Annotated in this window: 22 protein-coding genes; 14 read left to right on the top strand and 8 right to left on the bottom strand. The window is 60.4% G+C overall.

The annotated features are described in order from the left end of the window. Positions 1-11: 11 nt before the first annotated feature. Entirely contained in the window at positions 12-578 is a 567-nt protein-coding gene (locus tag CK501_RS08345) for a YfiR family protein (RefSeq protein WP_198949442.1), read from the top strand. Positions 579-587: 9 nt separating this feature from the next. Here the strand turns inward: CK501_RS08345 and recQ are convergent, their stop codons facing one another. Beyond that, the gene (gene recQ, locus CK501_RS08340; protein WP_095617287.1) at positions 588-2435 is read right to left on the bottom strand and encodes a DNA helicase RecQ; all 1848 of its coding nucleotides are present in this window, start codon (positions 2433-2435) and stop codon (positions 588-590) included. Between the two features lie 343 nt (positions 2436-2778). Between recQ and CK501_RS16720 the strand changes: the two genes are divergently transcribed. The 4 genes from CK501_RS16720 (at position 2779) to CK501_RS16715 (ending at position 5555) form a co-directional block, all read left to right on the top strand. Further along, positions 2779-3042, top strand: a complete 264-nt coding sequence (locus tag CK501_RS16720; RefSeq protein WP_143421410.1) for a hypothetical protein — start codon at positions 2779-2781, stop codon at positions 3040-3042. 1210 nt (positions 3043-4252) lie between these two features. Continuing rightward, positions 4253-4573, top strand: a complete 321-nt coding sequence (locus CK501_RS08330; RefSeq protein WP_095617285.1) for a DUF4258 domain-containing protein — start codon at positions 4253-4255, stop codon at positions 4571-4573. 2 nt (positions 4574-4575) lie between these two features. Then, on the top strand, positions 4576-4794 hold the full coding sequence (locus CK501_RS08325) for a hypothetical protein (protein ID WP_095617284.1): 219 nt from the start codon (positions 4576-4578) through the stop codon (positions 4792-4794). A gap of 77 nt (positions 4795-4871) precedes the next feature. Then, entirely contained in the window at positions 4872-5555 is a 684-nt protein-coding gene (locus CK501_RS16715) for a hypothetical protein (RefSeq protein ID WP_143421409.1), read from the top strand. An 867-nt stretch (positions 5556-6422) separates the two neighbouring features. Here CK501_RS16715 and CK501_RS08310 read toward each other — a convergent pair. After that, a complete protein-coding gene (locus tag CK501_RS08310) occupies positions 6423-6872 on the bottom strand; it encodes an oxidoreductase (RefSeq protein WP_198949441.1) in 450 nt (149 codons plus the stop codon). A gap of 1 nt (position 6873) precedes the next feature. Between CK501_RS08310 and CK501_RS08305 the strand changes: the two genes are divergently transcribed. The 5 genes from CK501_RS08305 (at position 6874) to CK501_RS08285 (ending at position 8776) form a co-directional block, all read left to right on the top strand. Then, positions 6874-7080 (top strand): hypothetical protein, encoded by a 207-nt coding sequence (locus CK501_RS08305; RefSeq protein WP_095617281.1) that lies wholly within the window; start codon positions 6874-6876, stop codon positions 7078-7080. 136 nt (positions 7081-7216) lie between these two features. Further along, the gene (locus tag CK501_RS08300; protein WP_095617280.1) at positions 7217-7624 is read left to right on the top strand and encodes a PaaI family thioesterase; all 408 of its coding nucleotides are present in this window, start codon (positions 7217-7219) and stop codon (positions 7622-7624) included. A gap of 118 nt (positions 7625-7742) precedes the next feature. Continuing rightward, positions 7743-8141 (top strand): GFA family protein, encoded by a 399-nt coding sequence (locus CK501_RS08295; RefSeq protein WP_095617279.1) that lies wholly within the window; start codon positions 7743-7745, stop codon positions 8139-8141. A 132-nt stretch (positions 8142-8273) separates the two neighbouring features. Further along, positions 8274-8516 carry a type II toxin-antitoxin system Phd/YefM family antitoxin gene (locus tag CK501_RS08290; RefSeq protein ID WP_095617278.1) on the top strand — a complete coding sequence of 81 codons (243 nt, stop codon included), beginning with the start codon at positions 8274-8276 and terminating at the stop codon, positions 8514-8516. Further along, complete coding sequence (locus CK501_RS08285) at positions 8513-8776, top strand: Txe/YoeB family addiction module toxin (RefSeq protein WP_095617277.1); 264 nt, start codon at positions 8513-8515, stop codon at positions 8774-8776. The genes CK501_RS08290 and CK501_RS08285 overlap by 4 nt, the downstream gene beginning before the upstream one ends. A gap of 118 nt (positions 8777-8894) precedes the next feature. Here the strand turns inward: CK501_RS08285 and CK501_RS08280 are convergent, their stop codons facing one another. Beyond that, entirely contained in the window at positions 8895-10073 is a 1179-nt protein-coding gene (locus CK501_RS08280; protein ID WP_095617276.1) for a magnesium transporter, read from the bottom strand. Between the two features lie 286 nt (positions 10074-10359). On the opposite strand from CK501_RS08280, the gene CK501_RS08275 reads away from it, so the two are divergent. The 3 genes from CK501_RS08275 to CK501_RS08265 are packed head-to-tail and all read left to right on the top strand — an operon-like array spanning position 10360 to position 13594. Beyond that, entirely contained in the window at positions 10360-11493 is a 1134-nt protein-coding gene (locus CK501_RS08275; RefSeq protein WP_095617275.1) for a GGDEF domain-containing protein, read from the top strand. A 48-nt stretch (positions 11494-11541) separates the two neighbouring features. Next, positions 11542-12576: a serine hydrolase domain-containing protein gene (locus tag CK501_RS08270; RefSeq protein WP_095617274.1), complete on the top strand. Its 1035-nt coding sequence runs from the start codon at positions 11542-11544 to the stop codon at positions 12574-12576. Further along, entirely contained in the window at positions 12551-13594 is a 1044-nt protein-coding gene (locus tag CK501_RS08265) for a sodium:calcium antiporter (protein WP_095617273.1), read from the top strand. Before CK501_RS08270 ends, CK501_RS08265 begins: the two co-directional genes overlap by 26 nt. 25 nt (positions 13595-13619) lie before the next feature. On the opposite strand, the gene CK501_RS08260 is transcribed toward CK501_RS08265, so the two are convergent. Next, positions 13620-13808: a YgaP family membrane protein gene (locus CK501_RS08260; protein ID WP_077531071.1), complete on the bottom strand. Its 189-nt coding sequence runs from the start codon at positions 13806-13808 to the stop codon at positions 13620-13622. 220 nt (positions 13809-14028) lie between these two features. Here CK501_RS08260 and CK501_RS08255 point away from each other — a divergent pair, with 220 nt between their 5' ends. Further along, positions 14029-15174 (top strand): site-2 protease family protein, encoded by a 1146-nt coding sequence (locus CK501_RS08255; RefSeq protein ID WP_233128873.1) that lies wholly within the window; start codon positions 14029-14031, stop codon positions 15172-15174. Positions 15175-15183: 9 nt separating this feature from the next. Here the strand turns inward: CK501_RS08255 and CK501_RS08250 are convergent, their stop codons facing one another. The 4 genes from CK501_RS08250 to mltF all read right to left on the bottom strand — a co-directional run bounded on the left by CK501_RS08250 (position 15184) and on the right by mltF (position 22337). Then, on the bottom strand, positions 15184-18303 hold the full coding sequence (locus tag CK501_RS08250; RefSeq protein WP_095617271.1) for an efflux RND transporter permease subunit: 3120 nt from the start codon (positions 18301-18303) through the stop codon (positions 15184-15186). Next, positions 18300-19520, bottom strand: a complete 1221-nt coding sequence (locus CK501_RS08245; RefSeq protein ID WP_095617270.1) for an efflux RND transporter periplasmic adaptor subunit — start codon at positions 19518-19520, stop codon at positions 18300-18302. The genes CK501_RS08250 and CK501_RS08245 overlap by 4 nt, the downstream gene beginning before the upstream one ends. Continuing rightward, the gene (locus CK501_RS08240) at positions 19517-20893 is read right to left on the bottom strand and encodes an efflux transporter outer membrane subunit (protein WP_095617269.1); all 1377 of its coding nucleotides are present in this window, start codon (positions 20891-20893) and stop codon (positions 19517-19519) included. Before CK501_RS08240 ends, CK501_RS08245 begins: the two co-directional genes overlap by 4 nt. 91 nt (positions 20894-20984) lie before the next feature. Next, on the bottom strand, positions 20985-22337 hold the full coding sequence (gene mltF / locus CK501_RS08235) for a membrane-bound lytic murein transglycosylase MltF (protein WP_095617268.1): 1353 nt from the start codon (positions 22335-22337) through the stop codon (positions 20985-20987). Positions 22338-22399: the final 62 nt, after the last annotated feature.

Here is a 22399-nt window from a genome sequence, read left to right as displayed (position 1 = left end):
GAGGAGCACCAATGAACATGAGAGCTGCAGCAGGCCGCCTGTTGGTTATTGGCGCCCTGATCATGGTGTTGGTCAGCGTGCCGGCTCAGGCGCGGATCGAGGATCCGGATGGCGTCAAGGAGTTCCAGGTCAAGGCTCTGTTCCTTTATAACTTCGCCAACTTCGTGGAATGGCCGGAAAGAGCCTTTGACGGACCCGAGGCGTCACTGCGCATGTGTCTTTATGGAGCCGTGCCTTTCGGCAGTTTCCTGGACTCAGTCAATGGCGTCCGTGTCCGCGACAGGACCCTGGATGTTATCCGCACTACCGATAGGAGCGACATCGAGCAGGGTTGCCACATTCTGTTTGTGGGCATCGACCAGCTCGATAAACTCGAAGAATTTTTCTCTGATATCAACCATATGTATGTTCTGAGTGTGGGCAATACCGAAGGGTTCGCGCGACGGGGCGGTGTTATCAACATTTACCGTACCCGTGATGAGCGCAAATTCGAGATCAACCTGTCTCAGGCGATTGAAAACGGCCTGTTAATCAGTTCCGATCTGCTAAGTCTGGCCCGGATCATCAATAAGGATTAAGGCTCCTTCTTAGGAGCCGTTTTCCAGTTCGCTCAGCAACATCAGGAACTGCTCCCCGTAACGCTCCAGCTTCGCCTGCCCGATGCCCGGCACCGTGGCCATGTCATCCAGCGTCTTCGGTTTGGCGTGGAGCATCTCCTTGAGGGTGGCGTCGTGGAAGATGATGTAGGGCGGCACGCCCTCTGCGTCCGCAAGCTCCTTGCGGAACTGGCGCAGGCGTTCCCACTGCGGGCCGTCCGGTACATCCGGCGGCGCCTTGCGGCCCGAGCCGGCGGCTTTGCGTTTGCTGGATGAGGGCAGGATGTCTTCGCGCAGTTCCAGTGACGCCTCGCCGCGCAGTAGTTCCCGGCAGCGTGGGGCGAGCTGGAGGCCGCCGTGGCCCTCGGGGTCGCTCTGCAGGTGGCCGTGGGCCAGGAGCTGGCGGAGGATCGAGTGCCAGGCCTGCTTGGAGAGATCCGTGCCGATGCCGAAGGTGCTGAGCTGGTCGTGGCCCAGACGGCTGAGGCGGTCGTTGGTCTTGCCCATGAGCACGTACGTGACATGGGCCGCCCCGAAGCGCTGGCCGGTGCGGTAGACGCAGGAAAGCGCCTTACGGGCCGGGTCGGTGGCGTCCCAGGTCTTCGGGGGCTGCAGGCAGTTGTCGCAGTTCCCGCAGTGGCCCTCGTGGGGCTCGCCAAAGTATTGCAGCAGCACCTGCCGGCGGCAGCCCGTGGCCTCGCAGAAGGAGAGCAGGGCCTCCAGCCGTTCGCGCTCCGCCTTCTGCTGGAGCTCACCGGCGCTGGACTCCGCCAGCATCTGGCGCACCTGGTAGACGTCCTGCAGGCCGTAGACCATCCAGGCCTCGGCGGGCTCCCCGTCACGCCCGGCGCGGCCCGTCTCCTGATAGTACGCCTCGATGCTCTTGGGCAGGTCCAGGTGCGCCACAAAGCGTACGTCCGGCTTGTCGATGCCCATGCCGAAAGCCACGGTTGCCACCACCACGAGCCCATCCTCGTGCAGGAAGCGCTCCTGGTGGTGCTGGCGGGTCTCATTGTCCAGCCCCGCGTGATAGGCCACCGCCGGCACCCCCTGGCTGCTCAGGTACTCGGCGGTGGACTCGGTGCGCTTGCGGCTCATGCAGTAGACAATGCCGGAATGCCCCGCATGGCGCTCCTGGATGAAGGCCAGAAGCTGCTGGCGGGCGTTGCCCTTGAGGCCGACCCGGTAATGGATGTTGGGCCGGTCGAAGCTGGCGATGTAAGTCTCGCCGCCATCCGGCAGCAACTGACGTCCGATCTCCTCGCGCGTGCGCTGGTCCGCCGTGGCGGTGAGGGCGATGCGCGGCACCTGCGGGAAACGCTGGCGCAGAACATCCAGCTTCATGTACTCCGGCCGGAAGTCATGCCCCCACTGGGAGACGCAGTGCGCCTCGTCGATGGCGAAAAGGCCGATCTGCGCCCGTTCCAGCAGCCCCAGCATGCTCTCGGTGAGCAGCCGCTCCGGTGCCACGTACAGCAGATCCAGCTCGCCTTCCAGCGCGGACTGCTCAATATCCCGCTGCATGACCGGGTCCAGGCTGGAATTCAGGCAGGCCGCCCGCACCCCGTTGTGCTGCAACGCCTCCACCTGGTCCCGCATCAGCGCAATCAACGGCGACACCACCACCGCCAGCCCCGGCCGCAGCAGCGCCGGAATCTGGTAACACAGCGACTTGCCGCCGCCGGTGGGCATCAGCACCAGCGCATTACGCCCCTCAACCAGCGACTGGATGATCTCCAGCTGGCGACCCCGGAATTGCTCGTAACCAAAGACATCCCGCAGGGTACGGTGCGCGGCCTGCTCGAAATCCGTTTCCGGGGCGGCGCTGTGATCGGGCATGAAGAGGCGACTCCATTCAGTGGGATTGGACGGGGAAAGGGTACTTGGTTCGGGGGTGTGGGGGAAGGTGGTGCGGGTGATGGAAAGACCGTGAGCGGGGTCGCAGAATGAGGTTGATAAGCGGTAATCTGCAGAGCATGCCGGAGCAGACCCTGATAGGGTGGTGAGTGATATTGAGAATTCAGGATATTGCGGCACGAAGCGGGTGTGCTTTCGCAACAATTTGAAAATGATGGGATTTTGCGTTCTGCATTATTGGCGCTATACCGAATTCAGGGATATTGATATCGCTGCGTTCTAGATATTATCTGTTAACAGGCAAGATAAGGACATGGAGGGGTAGTTGCTTACTCGGGACGAAGCAGACGAAGCCTCGGAAGTTATTCTGGAGCCTGAGCGTGAGCGGCTTGCCAAGAAGCAACGAAGAAAGCGTAGATGGTGGGCTTGTTTTCAAAAATTCCAAGTAGCTCTTATAGGTTTCATCGTTGGTAGTGTGCTTGGCGATTACTTCTTTTCGGATGTTTATCCGTGGAATGTGGTGGGCTTGGTTATAGGTCTCTTCCTTGGAGTAATACTCCAGCGCTTTCCTGTGCCAGTTAACAAGTAGCTCCAGTACGTTCCGGCCCTGGCGGGCCTCCACCGGACGCGCTAAAGCGCGCCGCTGAGCAAGTCGTTAAAAGTATCCAGAAGGTATGGAAGATATGCCTGAGCAGCCCAATCACCAAAATCGGAAAGCCAAGCTTTGGCTACTTTTGGTGATGTTGGTCGCGGCCGGTGCTCTGGCCTTAGTATCCGGACCTTGGGTGGCCCGTCAGGTAGAAATTGACCGGTGCCTAGACCAGGGCGGAAGGTTTAACTATGAAGCCAACAGATGTGTGGGTGGCCGCAGTGAGGAATAGGTTTACGCCCGAGCAAACTTTTAACAAATGCAGGCAAGGGACGCCCCTGTCGTCGCGCCCCTGCTGCTGGCGTTATGTGTATTTATACAGGCTGTATGCTTGAACAGTTTTCAGCCAGAGTGTACGCTGACTTAGTGTACAGAAATCGTACACCAATCGGTCAGGGTAATCCTGGAATACTCGCACCCTTGAGGAGGGTTCAAGATGGCTGTCAAGCACACACCAACAGGTGAGGTTCACAGCGGTAACAAAGGCGGTAAAACTGGTTGCGGTTTCGATACCCGTGACAACCCCAGCCACTGGGTTTCATCGCATGAAAGAATCACGTGCGGCAAAAACGGCTGCAAAAACTGATTCTTACATGGTTTGCTTCCGTTGCGGTTGGCCTGAGATCAGGTCAAACGGGGGCAAACCACATAACCAGTCAATTAAGTACGTTCCGGCCTGCGGCCTCCACCGGACGCCCCTGTCGGGCCGCCGCTTATTTCAGCGTTATGAGTACAAAGGTTTAGAAGGATGACAGGTACTTATAGGTACGCAAAAGATCGAGCCGAGGAAGAGTCCGCCTCAGGAGTATCAGGGGTTCTGTGCAAGGACTCGGAAGGGAATTATTTCTTCAGGGTGTATCACTCTGGTGATTCCTTCACAGACTATGAGCTGCGCCACGATGATTTGCCGGTCACTATTGATAAAGATGCTTTGGCCTCGTTTTATCGGCTTCACGACCATAATGTTCTTGATCACAGCCCACAGGTATTACGGCTGGAGCGTGATTGAAAGGAGGCAGCATGAATCTACCAAAGACTCATAACCAAGCGAAGCATTACACAGCCCTCGCCTGTCGGACGCTCGCAAGCTCGCACTGGTGTGCGCGGCGTTATGCAGAAATGAAACTGAGAGTGGTTCGGAGAATTCAGCGTGAGTGATTTGCTGGAGCGGTTGCAGGTACTGGTTGAAGGGGGGGAGGTTCGGGTATCGGAGCACGGATACGATGAGCTGGCAGATGATGGGGTCACGGCTCGTGAGGCGGTCACTGGGGTATTCGAGGCAATAGTAGTAGAGGATTATCCGAACTATCCGAAGGGGCCAAGCGTGCTACTGTTACAGAAGGATAGAGGCGGTGCTCCGATCCATGTCGTATGGGGAATCCCCAAAGGATATGATAAACCTGCCGTTTTGGTTACCGCATATAGGCCGGATCCGGCTCGGTGGGATGAAGAGTTCATGAGGAGGAAGTAGCCATGGCACAGCGCGTTAAGACAAAGTATGTGCACGAGGGCAAGTATGTTGCTGAGGTAGAAGTAGCGCTGATTGAGGACAATACCCAGTGGTCTCCCTACCTCAGCGTCGATGACGCATACAAGCTGGATGATGTGCGTGATGCCCTTCGCGAAGGCGATCTCGATGCAGCCGCGCGGTATGGGCGAATTTACGAGATGCGGCCAGTAGCCTCCCAGTAATTGCATAACCTGGCGCTCGAAGCGACGCTCGCAAAGCTCGCGCACCTCAGCTTAGCGTTAGCCGTCAAAGGGAAACCATGGACCCGTTCGCTGATTCACAAGCACTTGCCGATTGGACAGCCACTATTTTGCGAGCCGGTAGGATTGATGAAATTGCTAGGTGGCGCATGGTGGAGTATTGGTTCCAAGTTGAACTCTTTCGCGCTGCGCAATCTGGAAAAGCGGGAGCCTGGCAACATATAGGTGATTTTGAGCATCCGTATCATACCAATTTGCCCCGTTCCGGGTCTAAAACTAACACCAAATGGATTGATTTATTGTTTGCGGAGCCCAATCCTGAATCCCCAAGGAGAGTGGTTTGGTGCGAGCTTAAAGATATCGGCCGTAGTCAAGGTACAGCAGAAAACAACGCGAAGGGTCTCGGGCATGACCTAGCTGCGCTCTGGGCTATTGATCCCAAAAAAACAAAGGAACTCTGGTTAAATCCTATGCCACACTCCATGGATCGTGGGCGATTAGACGAATGGAATCGCTTTGGGAATGGCATTGATGGTGCCACTCAGATGATTTCGCAGATTGTGCTGTGTCATAAGTCCCTTTGCGCTGCTCTACCATTGGAGAGAATACAAGAACTTTGGCAGGAAGCCTTCGCCTCAAAATCGAGGCTCTCGGAAGTTATCAAGTCGTTTCCTATTGCAGTTTCTGAGACCGATGAATTTGCTGTTCTTACCTTAGTGGCCAAACCAGCGTATGACGGCTAACAAAAGCGTCAACGCGGACGACTTGTTCGCCGGCGCTCCAAAGCCGCCCGGTTACGCTAATCGTTAACCGTCCGGAGGGAAATAGTGAGAGACTTTACAAATACTTATGCTGCAATTCGCCACTATAGTGCACTGCGATTTGCAATGCTATCGGTATTCGCCTTCATAACTGGCGGTCTCTTAAACGCAAAATACAGTACGGATTTTAGCGGGCATGATGTTGAGGTATGCTTGTGGTTAATTGGAAACGTGCATATTTTTAATCTTATTGGAGTTTGGGTGGCGTCTGTATTTCTTGTTTTTGAGATTGCGCTCAACTTTTATCTATGTGGGCTTTGGAGAGAGGTTCCTACCCCTAATGTAACGCCAGTTTATAGGAAAAGCTTTATAGTGTGGCCGGTTCGGTTAGCCGCTGTTTCATTGCCTTTAGGAGCTATCATTCTGTGGACAACAATCTAAATGGTTAACAAGCTACTCAAATCTATTCCAGCGATGAAGTGTGGCCTACACCGGACTCGCTAACGTTTGCCGTTTCAGGGGGCGTTCCCCGGGTTAGGGAGAACTCTGACGACGTAAAATGAAATAGCCCGGCATCATGGAAAAAGCCATCGTAATCAGGGCTCCCAGCCCTCCAAGCCAGGGAGAAGCAGGGAGTCCCAAAGCGCCGCTGTTGAGGGCCATAAACACGAAAAGCGTCGCTACGCCCCCAACCACCATGTATAGGGTCTCAAGAAAGCCTACCAGTAGTCTAAAAACCAACGACTTCATGTTCCAGCTCGCGCACTTTTCGGTCGAGGTGTTTAGCTAGAGGGGAGCAGGTCAATAAGCGCATAAAAGCTGCTGAGTACACCGTTACAAAGGGTCGTTTTAGTCACTGTTGCTACCTTTATAAGTGCGTGCTTTGAGCTGAATGCCTAGACTCTCGATCTTTTCGCTGGCGTCTCCCTGCATGAGTTTCAGCAATTGGGCCCTGGCAGTTTTATTGTCCATTCCACGGCTTTCCAGGTGGGCCAGCAATTTACCGAATACCTGGCGTCGTTTCAGTCCCGACCGGGATGTATCTCGCCGGTCTGAGAAAAAGTCCATCAGGGTTGAACCACATACACAGTTGCGAAACAGTTCAACCATGGGGCGTTCGTCATCGTCGTAACCGAGCTTGAGACCGGATCGGCCAGCAATGTCATCTGACTGTTGCACAAAATCCTGCGGTGACCGGTAAACGCGGCCGCAAGTGGCGCATTCCTTTGGAAAAGAACTGTCAGACAGGGCTTTGAGCCCTTCGAACAATTCCTGCTGTTTGGAGAAGGTGTTGCTCATAATGATTATTCTCCACGCCCTCGGGCTTTTTGGCGTTGATGGGCGGAAAAGCCCGAGTGCTACAGGGATGATTATTCTCAGTCTAGCATTGGCTCGTAAACAGGAAAGAAAGCGCCAGCGGGCCGCCGAGCCGATGGCGCTGACCATCAATGGTCGCTTTCTGGTGCGCAACGATCGCCTCCATGTGCCGGCACCAGAGGATGACTGACCACTCGGCATGGAGTCTGCTCGCACTGGGATGGTAGTTTTAGGCAGTGGCGAGTTCTCTCCATGGCGTCTATGGGCTAAAGGCACCTGGACGCCTATGGCATTTAAGGACGTTATGGATCAGAAAGGAGTCCAGCATGAGTAACGAACCTCAGGGATTTGAGCCTCTTTCACGTACAAGCCCGTTCACGGATCTGCTTGGCCCGATTTATCAGAAAAAGGATCCCTCCGGTCTGATCATTGGCCTCAGGGTTGAGGAAAAACACTGCAATGCCCGCGGCATCGCTCATGGGGGCGTACTGGGCACGTTGGCAGACATTGCGATGGGCTACAGCGCTGCATTCTCGACGGAACCGCCGACGCCGATTGTGACGGCAAGCCAGACCATGGATTATGTGGGTAAGGCGGAGAAGGGCGATTGGGTTGAGGTCCATACGGACGTCCAGAAAGTCGGCGGCAGCATGGCGTTCGCGAACTGCTATTTCCATGTCGGCTCAAAGCGGATCGCGAGAGCCAGTGCTGTATTCAGCGTCATCGCCTCGTGATCAGTTTGTCCAGGTCCGTTCACGGCTTTGCCGGCGTGTTGCTGCGCGTTTTGTTCTAAGCACAGCGTGACCCGTGACGCCCCAGAAGGTGTTATTTGTGCCAACCAGGGAGGCATTTATGCATTATGGAAGCTGCCTTTGCGGCAATGTTCAGTACCGGTACTCCGGGACCATTGATGAGGTGTCCCGTTGCCACTGCACGGAGTGCCAGAAGTCCTCGGGCTCAGCCTTCGTCGCCGTGGCTCCGATCGAGAGTCAATACTTCGAGATCCTGAAGGGCGAGGAGTTCCTGAAGGAATTCAGGGCTACGCCCCAGAAAGTCAGGGTGTTCTGCAGTGCCTGCGGTTCGCCACTGTACAGTGCCCGCGATGATGCGCCGGAGACCAAGCGTCTGCGGGTAGGCACTCTGGATGCGGCGCTGAAGCCGTCACACCAGTACCAGGGGTTTGTTTCAGAAAAAGCCTCCTGGTACGAGCTGTCGGATGCCTGGCCGCAGTATGAACGGTTTCCGGGGTAGGGGGACTCTACAGCCTGGGGAGTGAGGCTGGAGAGCACGCCGCAAAAGCGCGCGCCATTCATAACGTTCGTCTTGACGTACGTACCACTGGGCGTACACTGGTTTAAAAGATGAATGCGCAAGGGGTGCGTCATGACCGGAATCACAGCAACTGAGGCGCGCAGCAACCTTTACCGGTTGATTGATGAAACAGCCGAGTCCCACCAACCCATCATTATTACGGGTAAGCGGAACAGTGCCGTTCTGGTATCCGAGGAAGACTGGTCGGCCATTCAGGAAACACTCTATCTGCTCTCCGTACCCGGTATGCGGGAGTCTATTCGTGAGGGGATGGAAGCCCCCGTGGATGAATGCGATGAGGAGCTGGATTGGTGACATGGAAGTTGGTTTACACCAGGCAAGCCCAGAAAGACGCAAAGAAGTTGGCCTCCAGCGGCCTTAAACCAAAAGCCCAGGAACTGTTCGCGCTGATAGCGGAAGATCCCTACCGCAAGCCCCCTCCGTTTGAGAAACTCATCGATGATCTTTCAGGGGCCTATTCGCGCCGCATCAATATTCAGCATCGTCTTGTCTACCAGGTGCTCGAGGACGAGGGCGTGGTGAAAGTTCTCAGGCTCTGGAGCCATTACGAGTAACGTATCGCTGCGGAATCCCTGAATGAGCAACACCCTCCCCAAATTGATGCCCCCGGTCCGGGCGCGTAACACCATTCAGGTGAACCACCCAGAGCGGCGGTGACTGTGCTTGGGCCGGTTACAGCACCAGCGTGGAAGCCAGGAACAGCATCAGGCCCATGCCGATGATGTCGGTGAAGGTGGTCAGGAAAATGCTGCTGGCGGTGGCGGGATCCGCGCCGAAGCGCTGCAGCAGCAATGGCACGGCAACGCCGAAGATACCGCTGCCCATACAGGCGCCGATCATGGCGATGAAGATGACGAAACCGAGCATGGCCGGGTTGGCGGAATCGGTGGAAACCGCATAGGCAAACATGGCAACGCCGGCGATCAAGCCCACGGCGGCACCGTTGAGCGCGCCCAGGAGGATCTCCTTACGCAACAATCGGCTGATGGGGTAGTCCTGTATCTTGCCGAGGGTGATGCCGCGCAGGGTTATCGCCAGCGCCTGGCAGCCGGTGTTGCCGCTCTGGCCCGCGAGCACGGGCAGGAAGGCGGCCAGAGCGACGATCTGTGCGATGGTGCTCTCAAACATCCCGACCACGAAAGCTGCGGCAAAGGCGGTGATCAGGTTCACCTGCAGCCAGGGGTGGCGCATGCGGAAGGCGGCGAGCACCGGTGTATTGATCTGCTCTTCCTTCGCCACACCATACTGAGAGCCGGCCTGGGCGCTGAGTTCCGAGGCGAGGCGCTCATACAGCTTCCAGCCACGCACCTCGCCCACCACGCGCTGCTGCTCGTCCACCACAGGGTAAATGCGGTAGTGGCGCTGCTGCACTTCGTCGATCGCCTCATCGAGTGGTGTGTCCTGTCGGAAGGCGAAGGGGTCGCCGACCATGATGCTGGCCAGGGTCTCGGAGGGTTTGGAGAGGATCAGGTCGCGCATGCCCACAACACCCACAAGGCGGTCCGCCTCGGTCACGAACATGTAGCTGATCCCGGCGACGTCGGAGCTTTTCACCATGAAGGTCAGCGCCTCGGCGACGGTGTAGTCAGCCGGCAGCGTTGCCGTCGGCGGTGTCATCAGCTCTCCAACGGTCTCCTCCATGCCGGAGAGAACGGCGCGGGTGGCCGCCTCGCCCGGCGCGGCCGCTTCGCCCATATGCGAGGCTATGGTTACAGCCTGTTCTGGAGGCAGACCCGAGAGGATGAACTGGATATCGTCCGCCGGCAGCCGAACCAGTTCCTCGGCGGCGTCCAGCGGGGTCTGCTCACGGATATGCTCAACCCGCTCGTTCAGATTCATACTCTGCGACATGTCTGGCTCCGGCTTGTCAGTCTGTGAACAGACTATAACAGGCGGACCATCGTTGTGTTTGAAATCCCGGGCGCCCGCAGACCCAGCTGCATAGACCGCTGTGACCGAACTCATTGTCAGTTCTGATTTGAGACGCCGTTCAGGGGCAGGTATAAGGCGCAGAGGCATTAACGGGACAATCAGGCTAATCTGTCTCGATGCCGGGGTAATCATTCAGAGAGACGCTTCAGTGGGGCGCGGCGCATGCTGGCCCCAGGGATCGGAAACCGGGAGGTCAGTCAGGTCAATGCTTTCCTATCTGGCAATCAGTGGTCGTACAGTGCGTTACCGCTATGGGGAGCTGCCTGTCGAGTGGCAGGAGGCGTTCCATGAGTATCAGCGGGTGCTGGCGCGGCGCTTCGCGGTTGTTTCCGCCCTGATGGGTTTGATCATCTTTCCTTTCTTTCAGGTAGTGGAGCTGTGGCCGCAGCTGGGTTTGCTGGGTCACTGGTGGAGCCATCTTGGCTGGCGGATGCTGCCCGTGGTAACGGCCATTGGCATCCTGATTCTGCGCTGGCGCGTTCCGGATGGGGTATGGCCACGGGGCATGCTGGTCCTGTATGCGCTATCGGGCATGATCATGATGAGCGGCATGGTCGCCGAGCATATGACGGAACCGGGAGGACCCCATGACTTCCTGAGCAAGGGTTTGGTCGTTGTTATCGCACTGGTTGCGGTACTGGCAACAGCAGGCGCGCGGGATCTCATTCTGGTCTATGGCGTTCCGCTCGTGCTCATGTCAGTCGTCGTGATTCAGGCATCAGTGCCGCTGATCGGGGTGTTTCTTCTTCTTGTGCACCCACTGATCATGATGGTGATTGGTCTGGTGATCTCGGAGGTTCTGTATCGGGTTCGGCTTGAGGCTTTTATGGCGCGTCAGCAACTCGAACAGAGCGCCAGTACGGATGTGCTCACCGGTCTGGCCAACCGGCGCGCCTTTGATGCCAGGCTCGAAGCGGAGCATGCGCGCTGCCTGAGGCAGGGCGCCTCCTACGCACTGATCATGGCGGATCTGGATCATTTTAAGCATGTTAACGACACCCATGGCCATGATGTTGGGGATGAGGTACTCACCGAGCTGGCGCGGCGGCTGCAGGGCGCTCTGCGCACCGAGGATGAACTGGGACGCTGGGGCGGTGAGGAGTTCATGGTGCTTCTGCGTGACGGCGGGCAGCATGAGGCCGAGCCGGTGGCGGAGAAGCTGCGACTGGCCGTGGCGGACACGCCTTTCCACACCAGTGCCGGGCCACTGTCGATTACCACCAGCCTCGGTATTGCCGTATTCAACGGCGAGGAGATGCCGAGCATGGTGGCTAGACGTGCGGATCTTGCGCTGTATGCCGCCAAGGAGAATGGCCGGAACCGGTGTGAGTCCGCCTAGTTGTTGATGCTGATAGGGTTGAGTAGGTTCAGTAGGCCCGGGCGCGGTATGGTGTATCGAAAACAGGTTGTCTGGACAGGGTTATTGGTGTTCCTGCTGGTTGGTATCGCGCCGGCACAGACGCCACAGGCACCGATTGACCAACTCGGCCTCACGGAGCTCACCCGGGCAGCATCCGGGCTGGACCGTATCCGCAGCCTGGTGATCGCCAGGCAAGGGGAAGTGGTCGACGGGCGCACCTTCCGGGGTCCGGCCCTCGACCAGCCCGTGAACATCAAGTCCCTGAGCAAGACCGTGCACTCCGCCGTGGTGGGCATCGCCATTGATCGGGGCGTCTTTGAGGGCACCGATCAGCCCATCACGGACCTTCTGCCCGCCCCTGAAGGCGCCAGCTCCAGGCTCAGCGAGGTGACGGTCGGCAATCTGCTCTCCATGCAGGCCGGTCTCCAGCGGACCTCGGGGCAGTATTACGGCGCCTGGGTGAGCAGCGACAACTGGGTGGACTACGCCCTCAGCCGGGAGTTCGTGGCGGAGCCCGGTGGGCCCATGCTGTATTCCACCGGCAGCTATCACATCCTGGCTGCAGCGCTGGTTCGGGCTACCGGGGACAGCCTGCTGACACTCACCCGCCGCTGGCTTGGCAACCCCCTCAACATCCGCATTCCGGATTGGCCCACCGACCCCCAGGGCATCCATTTCGGCGGTAATGACATGCGGCTCTCCCCGTTGGCGTTACTGCAGATCGGTGAGCTCTACCGCAATGGCGGCCTGCATGAGGGCGAGCGGGTGCTGTCGGCCAACTGGATCGAGCGTTCCTGGAAAGAACGGGGCCGATCACGGTATACCGACGACCGCTACGGTTACGGTTGGTTCACCACCACCCTCAACGGCTTTCAGGCCCACTACGGTCGCGGCTATGGTGGGCAGATGCTGTACGTGGTTCCCGGGCTGGATCTGACCGTCGTTGTAACCGCCGACCCGACGCCCCCCTCAAGTCCTGGGTTCACTCAGAAACTGGACCGCCTGCTGGAAGCGCACGCGCTACCGGAACTGGAGAATGCCGGTGTCGATCCTCAGCCCTGAAAGCTGGACGCTGCTTCAGAGCATTATTGTCTTCAGTCTCTGTGCCCTGGTGATTGCCATTGCGGGCACGCGCATTACGCGGGTGGTGGACCAGCTGGCCGACCGCACCGGCTTGGGCGAGGCGACCGCCGGTGCGGTGTTGCTGGGCGCCGCCACCTCACTGGCCGGCTCGGTACTCTCGGTGACAGCCGCCTATCGGGGGCACCCGGAACTGGCGGTGAGCAACGCCCTGGGTGGCATCGCGGTCCAGACCTTCTTCCTGGCCATTGCGGATATGGTCTATCGCCGCGCCAACCTGGAACACGCGGCCGCCTCCGCCCCGAACATGATGCAGAACGGGCTGCTGATCGCGCTGCTGGCCCTGATCCTGCTGGCACCCACCCTGCCGGATGTCTCGCTCTGGCAGGTCCACCCGGTGACCCCGATCCTGATCGGTTTCTACCTCTACGGCACCCGGCTGATCCAGGGCGCCTGGGAGTCGCCCATGTGGCGGCCGTCCATCACCCGGGATACCCGTGAGGACAAGCCCGAGGCCCTGAACCGGATACCACCGCTTGCCCGCCTCTGGACGGAGTTCGTGGTGTTGATGGCAACACTGGGCGCGGCTGGCCTGGTACTGGAGCCAGCGGCTACGACCATCAGTACCGAGGCCGGGCTGAGCCAGACGGTGGTCGGTGTGCTGCTTACCGCGATCAGCACTTCCATCCCAGAACTCGTCACCTCAGTGGCCGCGGTCAGGCGCGGGGCGTTGACGCTGGCTGTGGGCGGCATTATCGGGGGCAACGCCTTCGATACGCTGTTCATGGCCGCCTCGGACATTGCCTACCGGGATGGCTCCATCTACCACACCATGGACGCTGACACGGAGCGCTGGGTCACGCTGACCCTGCTGATGGCCGCCATCCTGATCATGGGGCTGATCCGCCGGGAGCGCTACGGGCTGGGCCGCATCGGCGCGGAAAGCCTGGCGATCATGGTGCTCTATATTCTGGGTGTTGCATTGATGTTCAGTGGCTGATCACCGGAATTAGCGCTGCGTTGTGTCAGCCTTTGGGAAAGACCCTGTCCAGGGTGTAGTAGAGCGGGCAGAACCCGGTGAATGCGCTCTGCAGGAGTGTCAGGCCCAGCAGCGCCGGGACCATGAGCCAGAGTGGGTCGCCGTAGTGGCCAAGGCCTACGGTCAACGTGATGATCAGGCCGACAATGCCGTCGTGAAGTTCGCGTTTGCTCATGATGCAGCCTTTAGTGGAAATATAGGGCAGTGTACGGTAACTGCTGCGGCACGGTTCAACCCCGCTTCTGCAGGTTCTGCGGAATGACTTTGGCCCCAGGGGCAACGGTTCGGTTGCGGGAAGGGAAACTGTGGCGCCTGCAGTGCTGCTGACACCTGATCGTATTCGTAAGGCCTTTGAGTCAGCATAATGGTTGCTGATCTTTGAATGGAGGTGTTGTATGACTCGACCGGAGTCAGAGCCACGGGGCATGTTCCGCTCCGTAATGTCCCTGGGCCACATCCGGGGCATCCGTATTGAGCTTCACGCGAGCTGGCTCGTCATCTTCGCGCTTCTGCTCTTTACCATGACCACGGGGCTGAGGGATCAGTTCGCGGCCTGGTCGTTCAGCCAGGCCGTGGTCACGGCTCTGTTCACCTCGCTTGCGTTCTTTGCCTCCATCGTTGCTCATGAATTGGGCCACAGCCTGGTGGCCATCCGGCGGGGGGTACCGGTCAGGGCGATCACACTGTTCATATTCGGCGGCGTTGCCCAGCTGGATAAGGACAGCGAGAACGCCGAGGATGAGTTCTGGATCGCGATCGCCGGTCCGGCCGTGAGTTTTGTGCTGGCGCTGGCGTTCGGGATTCTTTCAGGGCTGGCCGTGTCCGAATCCTGGGCCGTGGGACTTGGTTGGCTTGCCGTGATCAACTTTATGGTGGCGGTGTTCAACCTCGTTCCCGGTTTCCCGCTGGACGGCGGCCGTGTCCTGCGGGCGCTGGTGTGGAAATTCACAGGTGATGCCGGCAAGGGCATGCGTGCCGCCGTGGCCGGCGGCCGACTGGTGGCCTATGGCCTGTTCGCCTGGGGGCTCTGGCGCATTCTGGTTGAGGGCAATCTGCTCGGTGGTTTCTGGCTCATGCTGCTGGCCTGGTTCCTGCTCAACATGGCGGAAGGCCATGGCCAGCAGTTCAGCCTTCAGAAGCAGCTCCGCGGGATCCGGGCAGGGGCGTTAGCGACTCCGGATGTGCCGCGTGTGGCGCCCTCAACCACGGTTGAGGAGTGGGTCCACAACCGCGTTCTGCCCGAAGGCCAGCGTTCCTACATGGTGGATGACGGGCACCGTGTGCTGGGGCTGGTCAGCCTCAGTGACACCAGCGCCACGGACCGTGAACGCTGGTCCGAACTGCGGATCGCGGATCTCATGACGCCCATCGAAAAAGTCGTGCGTGTTGCCCCGGAGACGGAAGCAACCGAGGTACTGGCCACCATGACCGAACACAACCTGAACCAGCTGCCGGTCATGGAAGGCGATCGTGTTGTGGGCTGGATAGACCGGGAGCGTCTGCTCAGGACCGTGAACCTGCACCTGGAACTCAAGGCCTGAGCGGGGCGCTCAGGCGGTTCCGGTGTATCGCCGTATGGTGCCCATCAGGTCCTCCAGCACCATGTAGAAACAGGGCACCAGGAAGAGGATCAGGGCCGTGGCGAAGATGATGCCGAAGCCCAGTGAGACCGCCATCGGGATCAGGTAGGTGGCCTGAAGGGAGGTCTCCAGAATGATGGGCGTCAGGCCGCCGAAGGTGGTGATGGTGGTCAGCATGATGGGGCGGAAGCGGCGCACGCCGGCCTCATAGATGGCCTCGAAGGCGGTATGGTCGCCACGCCGGCGGTTGGCGTAGTCCACCATGATCAGCGAGTCGTTCACCACCACGCCCGAGAGGGCCACAATGCCCATCATGCTGACCAGCGAGATATCCAGCCCCAGAATCATGTGCCCGATGATGGCGCCCACGGCCCCAAAGGGAATGGCCAGCATCACGATGACGGGCTGGATGTAGCTGCGGAAGGCCACGGCCAGCAGGGCGTAGATCACGCCCATGGCGAGCATGAAGGCGCCGTAGAGCGTGCTGGTGGACTCACGGAGGTCCGCCTGGCTGCCCTCGAAGCTCCAGGTGATGCCGGGGAAGTCCGCCCGCAACTGGGGCAGGATCTCGGACTCAATGGAGGCCAGCACGCGGGCAATGTCACTCTTGGGTTCCACATCCATGCCCACGGTGATGACACGCCGCCCGTCACGCCGGTCAATGGAGCGGAAGGCCTCACCCATGGAGCTGTCCGTCACATCCAGAAGGGGCACCTCACCGCCTTCCGGCATCTGGATCACGAACTCCTGTAGATAGCGCAGGTCCTGGCGCTGTTCCTCTGGCAGGCGTACGCGGATCTCGTTCTCGTTGGTGCCCCGAAGCTGGCGCAGGGCCACCGCGCCGTAGAAGGCATCCCGCACCTGGTCACCCACCTCCGCCGGGCTGAGCCCCAGTGCCCGGCCCTGGGCGTTGAGCGTCATATCCAGTTGCGGCTTGCCGGCGGCGTGGCTGTCCGAGACATCACGAGTGGCGCTGAATTCCTTCATGCGTTCCTTGAAGGTCTCGCTGGCCTGAGCCAGGACATCAATGTCCGAGTGGCTGAGGTCCACGGCAATATCATCCCGCCAGGAGCCCGGCCCCTGTTCGGCTTCGAAGGTGATCTGGTCGATGCCCTGGAAGTCCCCGATTTCGCTGCGCCACAGATCCACAATCTCCTTAACGGTCATGCCGCGTTCGTCCTCGGGTTTCAGGACAATCTCCACGTCGATGGCGCGTTCGCCGCGCACGTTGGTCTTGATGCCTTCGGCGTGCTCATTCAGGTTATGCTCATCGAAAAGGCGCTGGGTGGATTCGGTGATCTGCAGGGCGATCTCGCCGGCACGGCGCGTGGTCGTGCCCACGGGCAGCTCCACCCCGGCCTCGATCTCGTCGGCGGGCACCTCGGGCATCATGATCATGCCCATGTGATCGCTGATGGCGTAGGCCCCCACCACCGACATTACCGCAACGGCAATACAGAGTGTGACGTAGCGGAAACGCAGACTGAGGTCGAGAAGCGGACGGTAGAACCGCTCGATCACCCCCTGGAACCCACGGGAGAACACGCGCTGGACGCCGTGCAGCCAGTGGCCATAGACGGTGACCGTGCCCTGGCCGCTGTGCCCGAGGTGGGCGGGTAGCACGAACAGGGCCTCGAACAGGGAGATGGCGAGGACGACGATCACCACCGCGCCCATGGGCCACCAGAAGCTGCCCATGACCCCGGGTATGAACAGCAACGGCAGGAAGGCGACGATGTTGGTGAGGATGCTGAAGGTGACCGGACCGGCGATGTCCTTGGCGCCCTGGATGGCGGCGGTCATGAAGTCCATGCCCTGTTCCCGGTACTCATAGACGTTCTCGCCCACCACGATGGCGTCGTCCACCACGATGCCGAGTACCACCAGGAAGCCGAACATCGAGATCATGTTGATGCTGACGCCGATCACGGGCAGGAACAGCATGCCGCCGACGAAGGAGATGGTCATGCCCATCATGATCCAGAACGCCAGGCGGTACTCGAGGAAGAGGCTGAGGATGACCAGCACGATCACCATTGCCAGGATGCCGTTCTCGAGGAGCATGGTCATGCGGTCCTCGAAGTGTTGGGCCCGGTTGCTGTCGATACGCAGGCTGACCCCGTCCGGCAGGGTCTTGTCCAGCTCCGCCATGACGTCCTTGGCGGCGGCGGAAACGGTCAGTGGTGACTGGGTGCCGGTGCGGAACAGCTCGATCTCGACCGAGGGCACGCCATTGAAACGCGAGTGGAAGCCGGTTTCGTTGAAGCCATCCCGGACCGAGGCAATGTCGCCCAGGGTGACGGTGCCGCCGGCGTCATCGCTGGTGATGACGATGTCCCGGTAGGCCTCCGCCCAGAGGCGGCGTTCCTCCATGCGCAGGAGGATATCGCCGCCCTCGGTGGCGATGGAGCCTGCCGGGATGTCCTTTGCGGAGGCCTCAATGCGCTGGGCGATCTCCCCCAGGGTCAGGTCGTATTCCCGGAGCCGGTCCTGGGGGACTTCCACCTGGGTCAGGTAGTCCGGTACGTCGCTGATCGTGGCCTGGGTGATGTCGTCCTCGGCCAGCAGCCGGTCACGGACCTGCTCGCCCAGCTGGCGCAGGGTCCAGATGTCCACGTCGCCGTAGAGCACCAGTTCCAGTACATCATGGGAACGGTTCTGCAGATTGACCCGGGGTTCCTCGGCCTCGTCCGGGAAGGTGCGGATGCGGTCAACTTCCTGTTCAATGTCCTGGAGCGCCTGCATCCGGTTGGCGCCATTGACCAGTTCCAGAGTGATGGTGCCGGTGCCCTCACGGGCGGTGGAGGTCATCTCCTTGATGTTCTCAAGCCCCTGGACGGCCTCTTCAACCGGCAGCAGGATGCCCTGTTCCACTTCCTCCGGGGCGGCGCCGGGGTAGGTGACGGAGACCTGGACGATGTCCGGCTCGAATTCCGGGAAGACTTCCTTCTGGACCTCGAACGCCATCCAGGCACCCCCGGCCAGAAGGAGGATCATCAGCAGGTTGGCGGCGATGGAATTGCGCGCCATCCATTCGATGGGGCCCATCCAGCCGCGGTTGTTCGGGCCCTGTTCGTTGCCGGAACTCATTCGCGGTCCTCTTCGGTGCGCAGGGCCGCGCCTTCCACAACGGTGGCAAGATCGCTGGTGATCACGGAATCACCGGCCTCAACGCCGCTGGCCACATAGGCGTATTCAGCGTCCTGGAAGGCAATCTCCACGTCCCGTATGGAGAGTTCGCTGTCTTCCATGACCCAGACTGTATCGTCGCGGCGGATGTGGTTGCGGTTAAGGCGAACCACGTCCTCGAGTTCCCGTCCCTCGATGGTCGTGTTCAGGAAGGAGCCGATCAGCAGCGGCGGTTTGTCGCTGGTTTCGGACTCGAGCGCGAGCGGGTCCTCAACCGTGATCAGCACACGGGCGAGCCGCGAGGTTTCGTCCAGTTCTCCTACCAGGCGTTGCAGACGGCCTTCGCGATGCTGGTCATCGGGCCAGGCGGTGTTGTTGCGGATGGTGGCCGGCGCTCCGTTCTCCCCGCTGCGTTCGTCGAACCGGAGCCAGTGCAGGTGGCTCTGGGGAATGGTGGCTTCAACCCAGTATTCTTCCACCCCCACCAGGCGTCCCAATGCTTCACCGGTGCTGACCTGGGTGCCCACGCTGATCTCTCGGCTCAGCACCCGGGCATTGAAGGGGGCGGTGACACTCGTGCGGTCGAGGTCCAGTTGCGCCTGTTTAAGGGCGGCTTCGGCGGATTCCACCGAGGCGCGGGCCTGTTCCAGCTGGGGTTGGCGCAGAACCAGGGCCTTGTTGGTGCCCTCCAGGTCCTCGCCCAGCAGCTCGAATTCCTGCTCGGCCACGTTCTGGCGGCCCTGCTCAATATCCAGATCCGAGCGCGCCTGGCTCAGCTCGCTGCGGCGCTGCTGTAGGGTGGCTTCGTAATCAGCCGGATCAATCTTTACCAGCATCTCGCCTTCATCGACCATCCCGCCGGGCGTGAATTCGGACGCCCGATCGATGATCTGGCCACTCACCCGGGGCCTGAGGGTGAGTTCCCGGGCGGCGCGCACACGCCCCATGGCGGTGATGGTCGGACGGTAGTCCTGTCTCTTGGCGGTGATGACATCCACCAGCATGGCGGTTTCCCGGGCGGTATCCGGGCCACGGGTGGCTGTGGGTTCGGAAAGGAAGACAAACCACACCAGCACCGCCCCCGCCAACAGGATGGCAAGGGAGATAAACGCGGTCTTGATCCGGCCGGCGCGGCCGGTCTCCGGGCGTGCTGCGCTGTCGTCGATCGGTTCGTTCATCCGTTTTCGCTCACAAAGTCTTTGCGGGGATCAAAACCGCCGGCCAGTGCCCGGTAAAGGGCGACCCGGAACTCCAGCAGCTGGCGCCGGGCGCTGATCAGGCTGCGCTCCAGGTCTTGGCGGTCGGTGAGGGCGGTCAGCACGTCAATGTAGCCAACCTGCCCGTTGAAATACTGTTGCCGGAGCTGTTGATAGGTGGTCTCGGCGAGCTCCAGCTGGCGCTTGATGCGCTCAATGGCCTGGCGCTGCTTGCGCTCCTGGACCAGCGCGTCCTCCACCTCCTGGAAGGCGGTCAGCACGGTCTGGCCGTACTCGTACAGGCGCTGGCGCCGGACCGCGCGGGCCTGGCTGACCTGGGCATCGCGCTGGCCGGCGTCGATCAGTGGTGCCACCAGGTTGCCGGCCAGGGCGGTGGCCCAGTTGTCGAAGAGATCCTGAACACTGTTCTCCTGGGTTGAGGCGGAGGCCGTGAGCGTCAGGCGTGGGAACTGGTTGCTGATGGCGGCGGCCAGGTCCGCATCGGCGGCCTGGAGCTGGTTGAAGGCCTGGCGCACGTCCGGGCGGCGCTGGACCAGTTCGGCCGGCACACCGGTCTCCGGCAGTGGTGGCAGTTCCGGCAGGCCCCGGGCTTCTGGGAGATCGGTATTCCGGGGAGTGCGACCGAGCAGGACGGCGAGCTGGTTCTCGAGGACCTGGAGTTCCGATTCCGTGCCCAGCCGCTGTTCCTCGGTGGATTCCAGCAACTGGCGCTGGCGCAGCACATCCGCGCTGCCGGCCTGGCCGCTGCCGAACTGGGTCTCCAGCAGCTTGACCACGTTGCGGTTGGTCTCGATCTGGGATTCGGCAAGATCGAGCTGTGCCCTCTGGGCCCGCAGCTGGTACCAGGTCCGTGTTACTTCGGCACTCAGGGTGAGGGCCGTGGTGCGGTAGTCCGCCCGGGTGGCAAGGGCCCGGTACTGTTCCGCTTCCACCTGGGAATTGATACGACCCCAGAGGTCCACCTCGTATTCGGAGCTCAGGCCCAGGGTCAGGGTTTCCTCGGTGTCACTGCTGTCGCTGTTGCTGACCTCGGCGTTCGCCGTGGCATCGAGGTTGGGATAGAGGTTGGCGGACTGCTGGTTCACGGCGGACCGGGCTTCACGCAGGCGCTGCCAGGCCGTGAGCAGATCCAGATTGGCATCCAGGCCATCCTGAACCAACTCGTTCAGTCGTTCATCACCAAAGCTGCGCCACCAGCGCTCCGGCGCCGGCTCTTCACCGGAGGCGGAGAACGTTTCGGGGACCGTCACCGGTGGAGCCGGTTCCTCTTCCGGCTGGGAGGCGCAACCGGTTACAAGGCCGGCGAGCAGCAGTGCCGTCAGGCGTTTGGGCATGGGTGCCTACGTTTGTTTCCCGGGTTATCGCGACCTTGGCAACACTATCAGGCTGCTCCGGCCATGACTATTACAACGCCGGCTATCAGGGTCATTCAAATGCTTTACTGATCACATCCCGATAGTTCCGGATCCGCTGGACGTAGTGGACGGGCTCGTATCCCCGGGCATAACCGTAACGGGTGCTGGGGTAATAGCGCTTGTCCGCCTTCAGGGGCAGTACCTCGCTCATGTCCTTCCAGGAGTCCGGGTTCCGGTCGAGATCCCGGGCCAGCTGGCGGGCGTCCAGGAGGTGGCCGCGCCCGATGTTGTAACTGGCCAGCGCCAGGAAGGTCCGGTCCGGCTCCGGGATGGTCTCCGGCAGGCGCTCGTGCCGGTCCGCCAGGTAGCGGGCACCGCCGTCGATGGCCTGCTGCGGATCCAGCCGGTTTTCAACGCCCAGCGAGCCGGCCGTGCGCCGGGTCAGCATCATGATACCGCGTACTCCGGTGGGCGAGACCGCGTCCGGGTCCCAGTGGGATTCCTGGTAGGAGAGGGCAGCCAGCAGCTCCGCCGGCATGCCGGTCTTCTCCTCGGCCTTGATGAACTCGTCCTTGAATTCCGGCAGCCGTTCCTCGATGCGGCGGGTCAGGGCCCGGAGGTCCACAAAGTCGAATTCACCGATGTAGGAATAGTACTTGTTTTCCATGGCGGTGATGGCTTCATCGCCGGCGCGGCTGTTCATCCATTCGCGCGCGGTGCCGGCAAGCTCATCAGCGCCCGCAGGCAGGTACCAGCCCAGGTTCTGTCCCTGGGTCAGGTTCATGGCAACTTCCAGGTGGGGCCAGTGCCTGCGGGTGAGCTGGACGATGTTGGAGTCCGCAACAGTGCAGTCAAACTTCTGTTCGGCGACCTGTGACAGCAACACCTCCGTGGTCTGGTCGCTGGTGCTGAAGGTGATGCCCTCATGCTGATCCGCCAGCTCATTGAGGGTCTCCACATAGCTTGAGCTGTCGGTAACGCGGACCTCAAGGCCGGCGATGTCCTCGGGCAGCCGGGGCAGTGGGCGGCCCTCCCGGTGGCATACCAGCTGTTCAGTGACTTCGCTGTGAGCGGGACCCTGCGTAAAGCGTTCCGTGCGGGAGGGGCGGTGGGTCAGCCCGGACGCTGCCAGGTGGGCGGTACCTTCCTTCAGCGCCTCGATCACGGCGGCGGTTGATTCGTGCATGGTCCACTCCACGTCCCAGCCCTGTGCCTCTGCGAATTCACTGACCAGGTCGTATTCCGGTCCAGCAGGCTGCTCGTGGCGGTTCAGGTAATAGGTGGTGGCGCCGTTACGGGTTGCCACCCTGAGCACACCGTCCTCCTCCACGGATTCCATGGAAACGGGTTCGTGGGGGCTGTCGCCGCAGGCTGCCAGCAGTGCGGCTGCAACCGGCAGCATCAGGGCGGGAAGGAAACGCATCCAGAACTCCTTTATCATGGCATCGACATCATTGTAGTTATTGGCTGAGTACGACGGGCCCG

This window comes from Halovibrio salipaludis, from assembly GCF_002286965.1.
Taxonomy (GTDB): domain Bacteria; phylum Pseudomonadota; class Gammaproteobacteria; order Pseudomonadales; family Oleiphilaceae; genus Halospina; species Halospina salipaludis.
Note: the sequence above shows the minus strand (reverse complement) of the source record. Positions and strands in the feature narration are given on the sequence as shown.

Coding starts and splice junctions, on each gene's coding strand:
- CK501_RS08345 (WP_198949442.1), top strand. CDS start 12: ATGAACATGAGAGCTGCAGCAGGCCGCCTGTTGGTTATTGGCGCCCTG.
- recQ (WP_095617287.1), bottom strand. CDS start 2,435: ATGCCCGATCACAGCGCCGCCCCGGAAACGGATTTCGAGCAGGCCGCG.
- CK501_RS08325 (WP_095617284.1), top strand. CDS start 4,576: ATGGCACAGCGCGTTAAGACAAAGTATGTGCACGAGGGCAAGTATGTT.
- CK501_RS16715 (WP_143421409.1), top strand. CDS start 4,872: ATGGACCCGTTCGCTGATTCACAAGCACTTGCCGATTGGACAGCCACT.
- CK501_RS08310 (WP_198949441.1), bottom strand. CDS start 6,872: ATGAGCAACACCTTCTCCAAACAGCAGGAATTGTTCGAAGGGCTCAAA.
- CK501_RS08305 (WP_095617281.1), top strand. CDS start 6,874: ATGATTATTCTCCACGCCCTCGGGCTTTTTGGCGTTGATGGGCGGAAA.
- CK501_RS08300 (WP_095617280.1), top strand. CDS start 7,217: ATGAGTAACGAACCTCAGGGATTTGAGCCTCTTTCACGTACAAGCCCG.
- CK501_RS08295 (WP_095617279.1), top strand. CDS start 7,743: ATGCATTATGGAAGCTGCCTTTGCGGCAATGTTCAGTACCGGTACTCC.
- CK501_RS08290 (WP_095617278.1), top strand. CDS start 8,274: ATGACCGGAATCACAGCAACTGAGGCGCGCAGCAACCTTTACCGGTTG.
- CK501_RS08280 (WP_095617276.1), bottom strand. CDS start 10,073: ATGTCGCAGAGTATGAATCTGAACGAGCGGGTTGAGCATATCCGTGAG.
- CK501_RS08275 (WP_095617275.1), top strand. CDS start 10,360: ATGCTTTCCTATCTGGCAATCAGTGGTCGTACAGTGCGTTACCGCTAT.
- CK501_RS08270 (WP_095617274.1), top strand. CDS start 11,542: ATGGTGTATCGAAAACAGGTTGTCTGGACAGGGTTATTGGTGTTCCTG.
- CK501_RS08265 (WP_095617273.1), top strand. CDS start 12,551: ATGCCGGTGTCGATCCTCAGCCCTGAAAGCTGGACGCTGCTTCAGAGC.
- CK501_RS08260 (WP_077531071.1), bottom strand. CDS start 13,808: ATGAGCAAACGCGAACTTCACGACGGCATTGTCGGCCTGATCATCACG.
- CK501_RS08255 (WP_233128873.1), top strand. CDS start 14,029: ATGACTCGACCGGAGTCAGAGCCACGGGGCATGTTCCGCTCCGTAATG.
- CK501_RS08250 (WP_095617271.1), bottom strand. CDS start 18,303: ATGAGTTCCGGCAACGAACAGGGCCCGAACAACCGCGGCTGGATGGGC.
- CK501_RS08245 (WP_095617270.1), bottom strand. CDS start 19,520: ATGAACGAACCGATCGACGACAGCGCAGCACGCCCGGAGACCGGCCGC.
- CK501_RS08240 (WP_095617269.1), bottom strand. CDS start 20,893: ATGCCCAAACGCCTGACGGCACTGCTGCTCGCCGGCCTTGTAACCGGT.
- mltF (WP_095617268.1), bottom strand. CDS start 22,337: ATGCGTTTCCTTCCCGCCCTGATGCTGCCGGTTGCAGCCGCACTGCTG.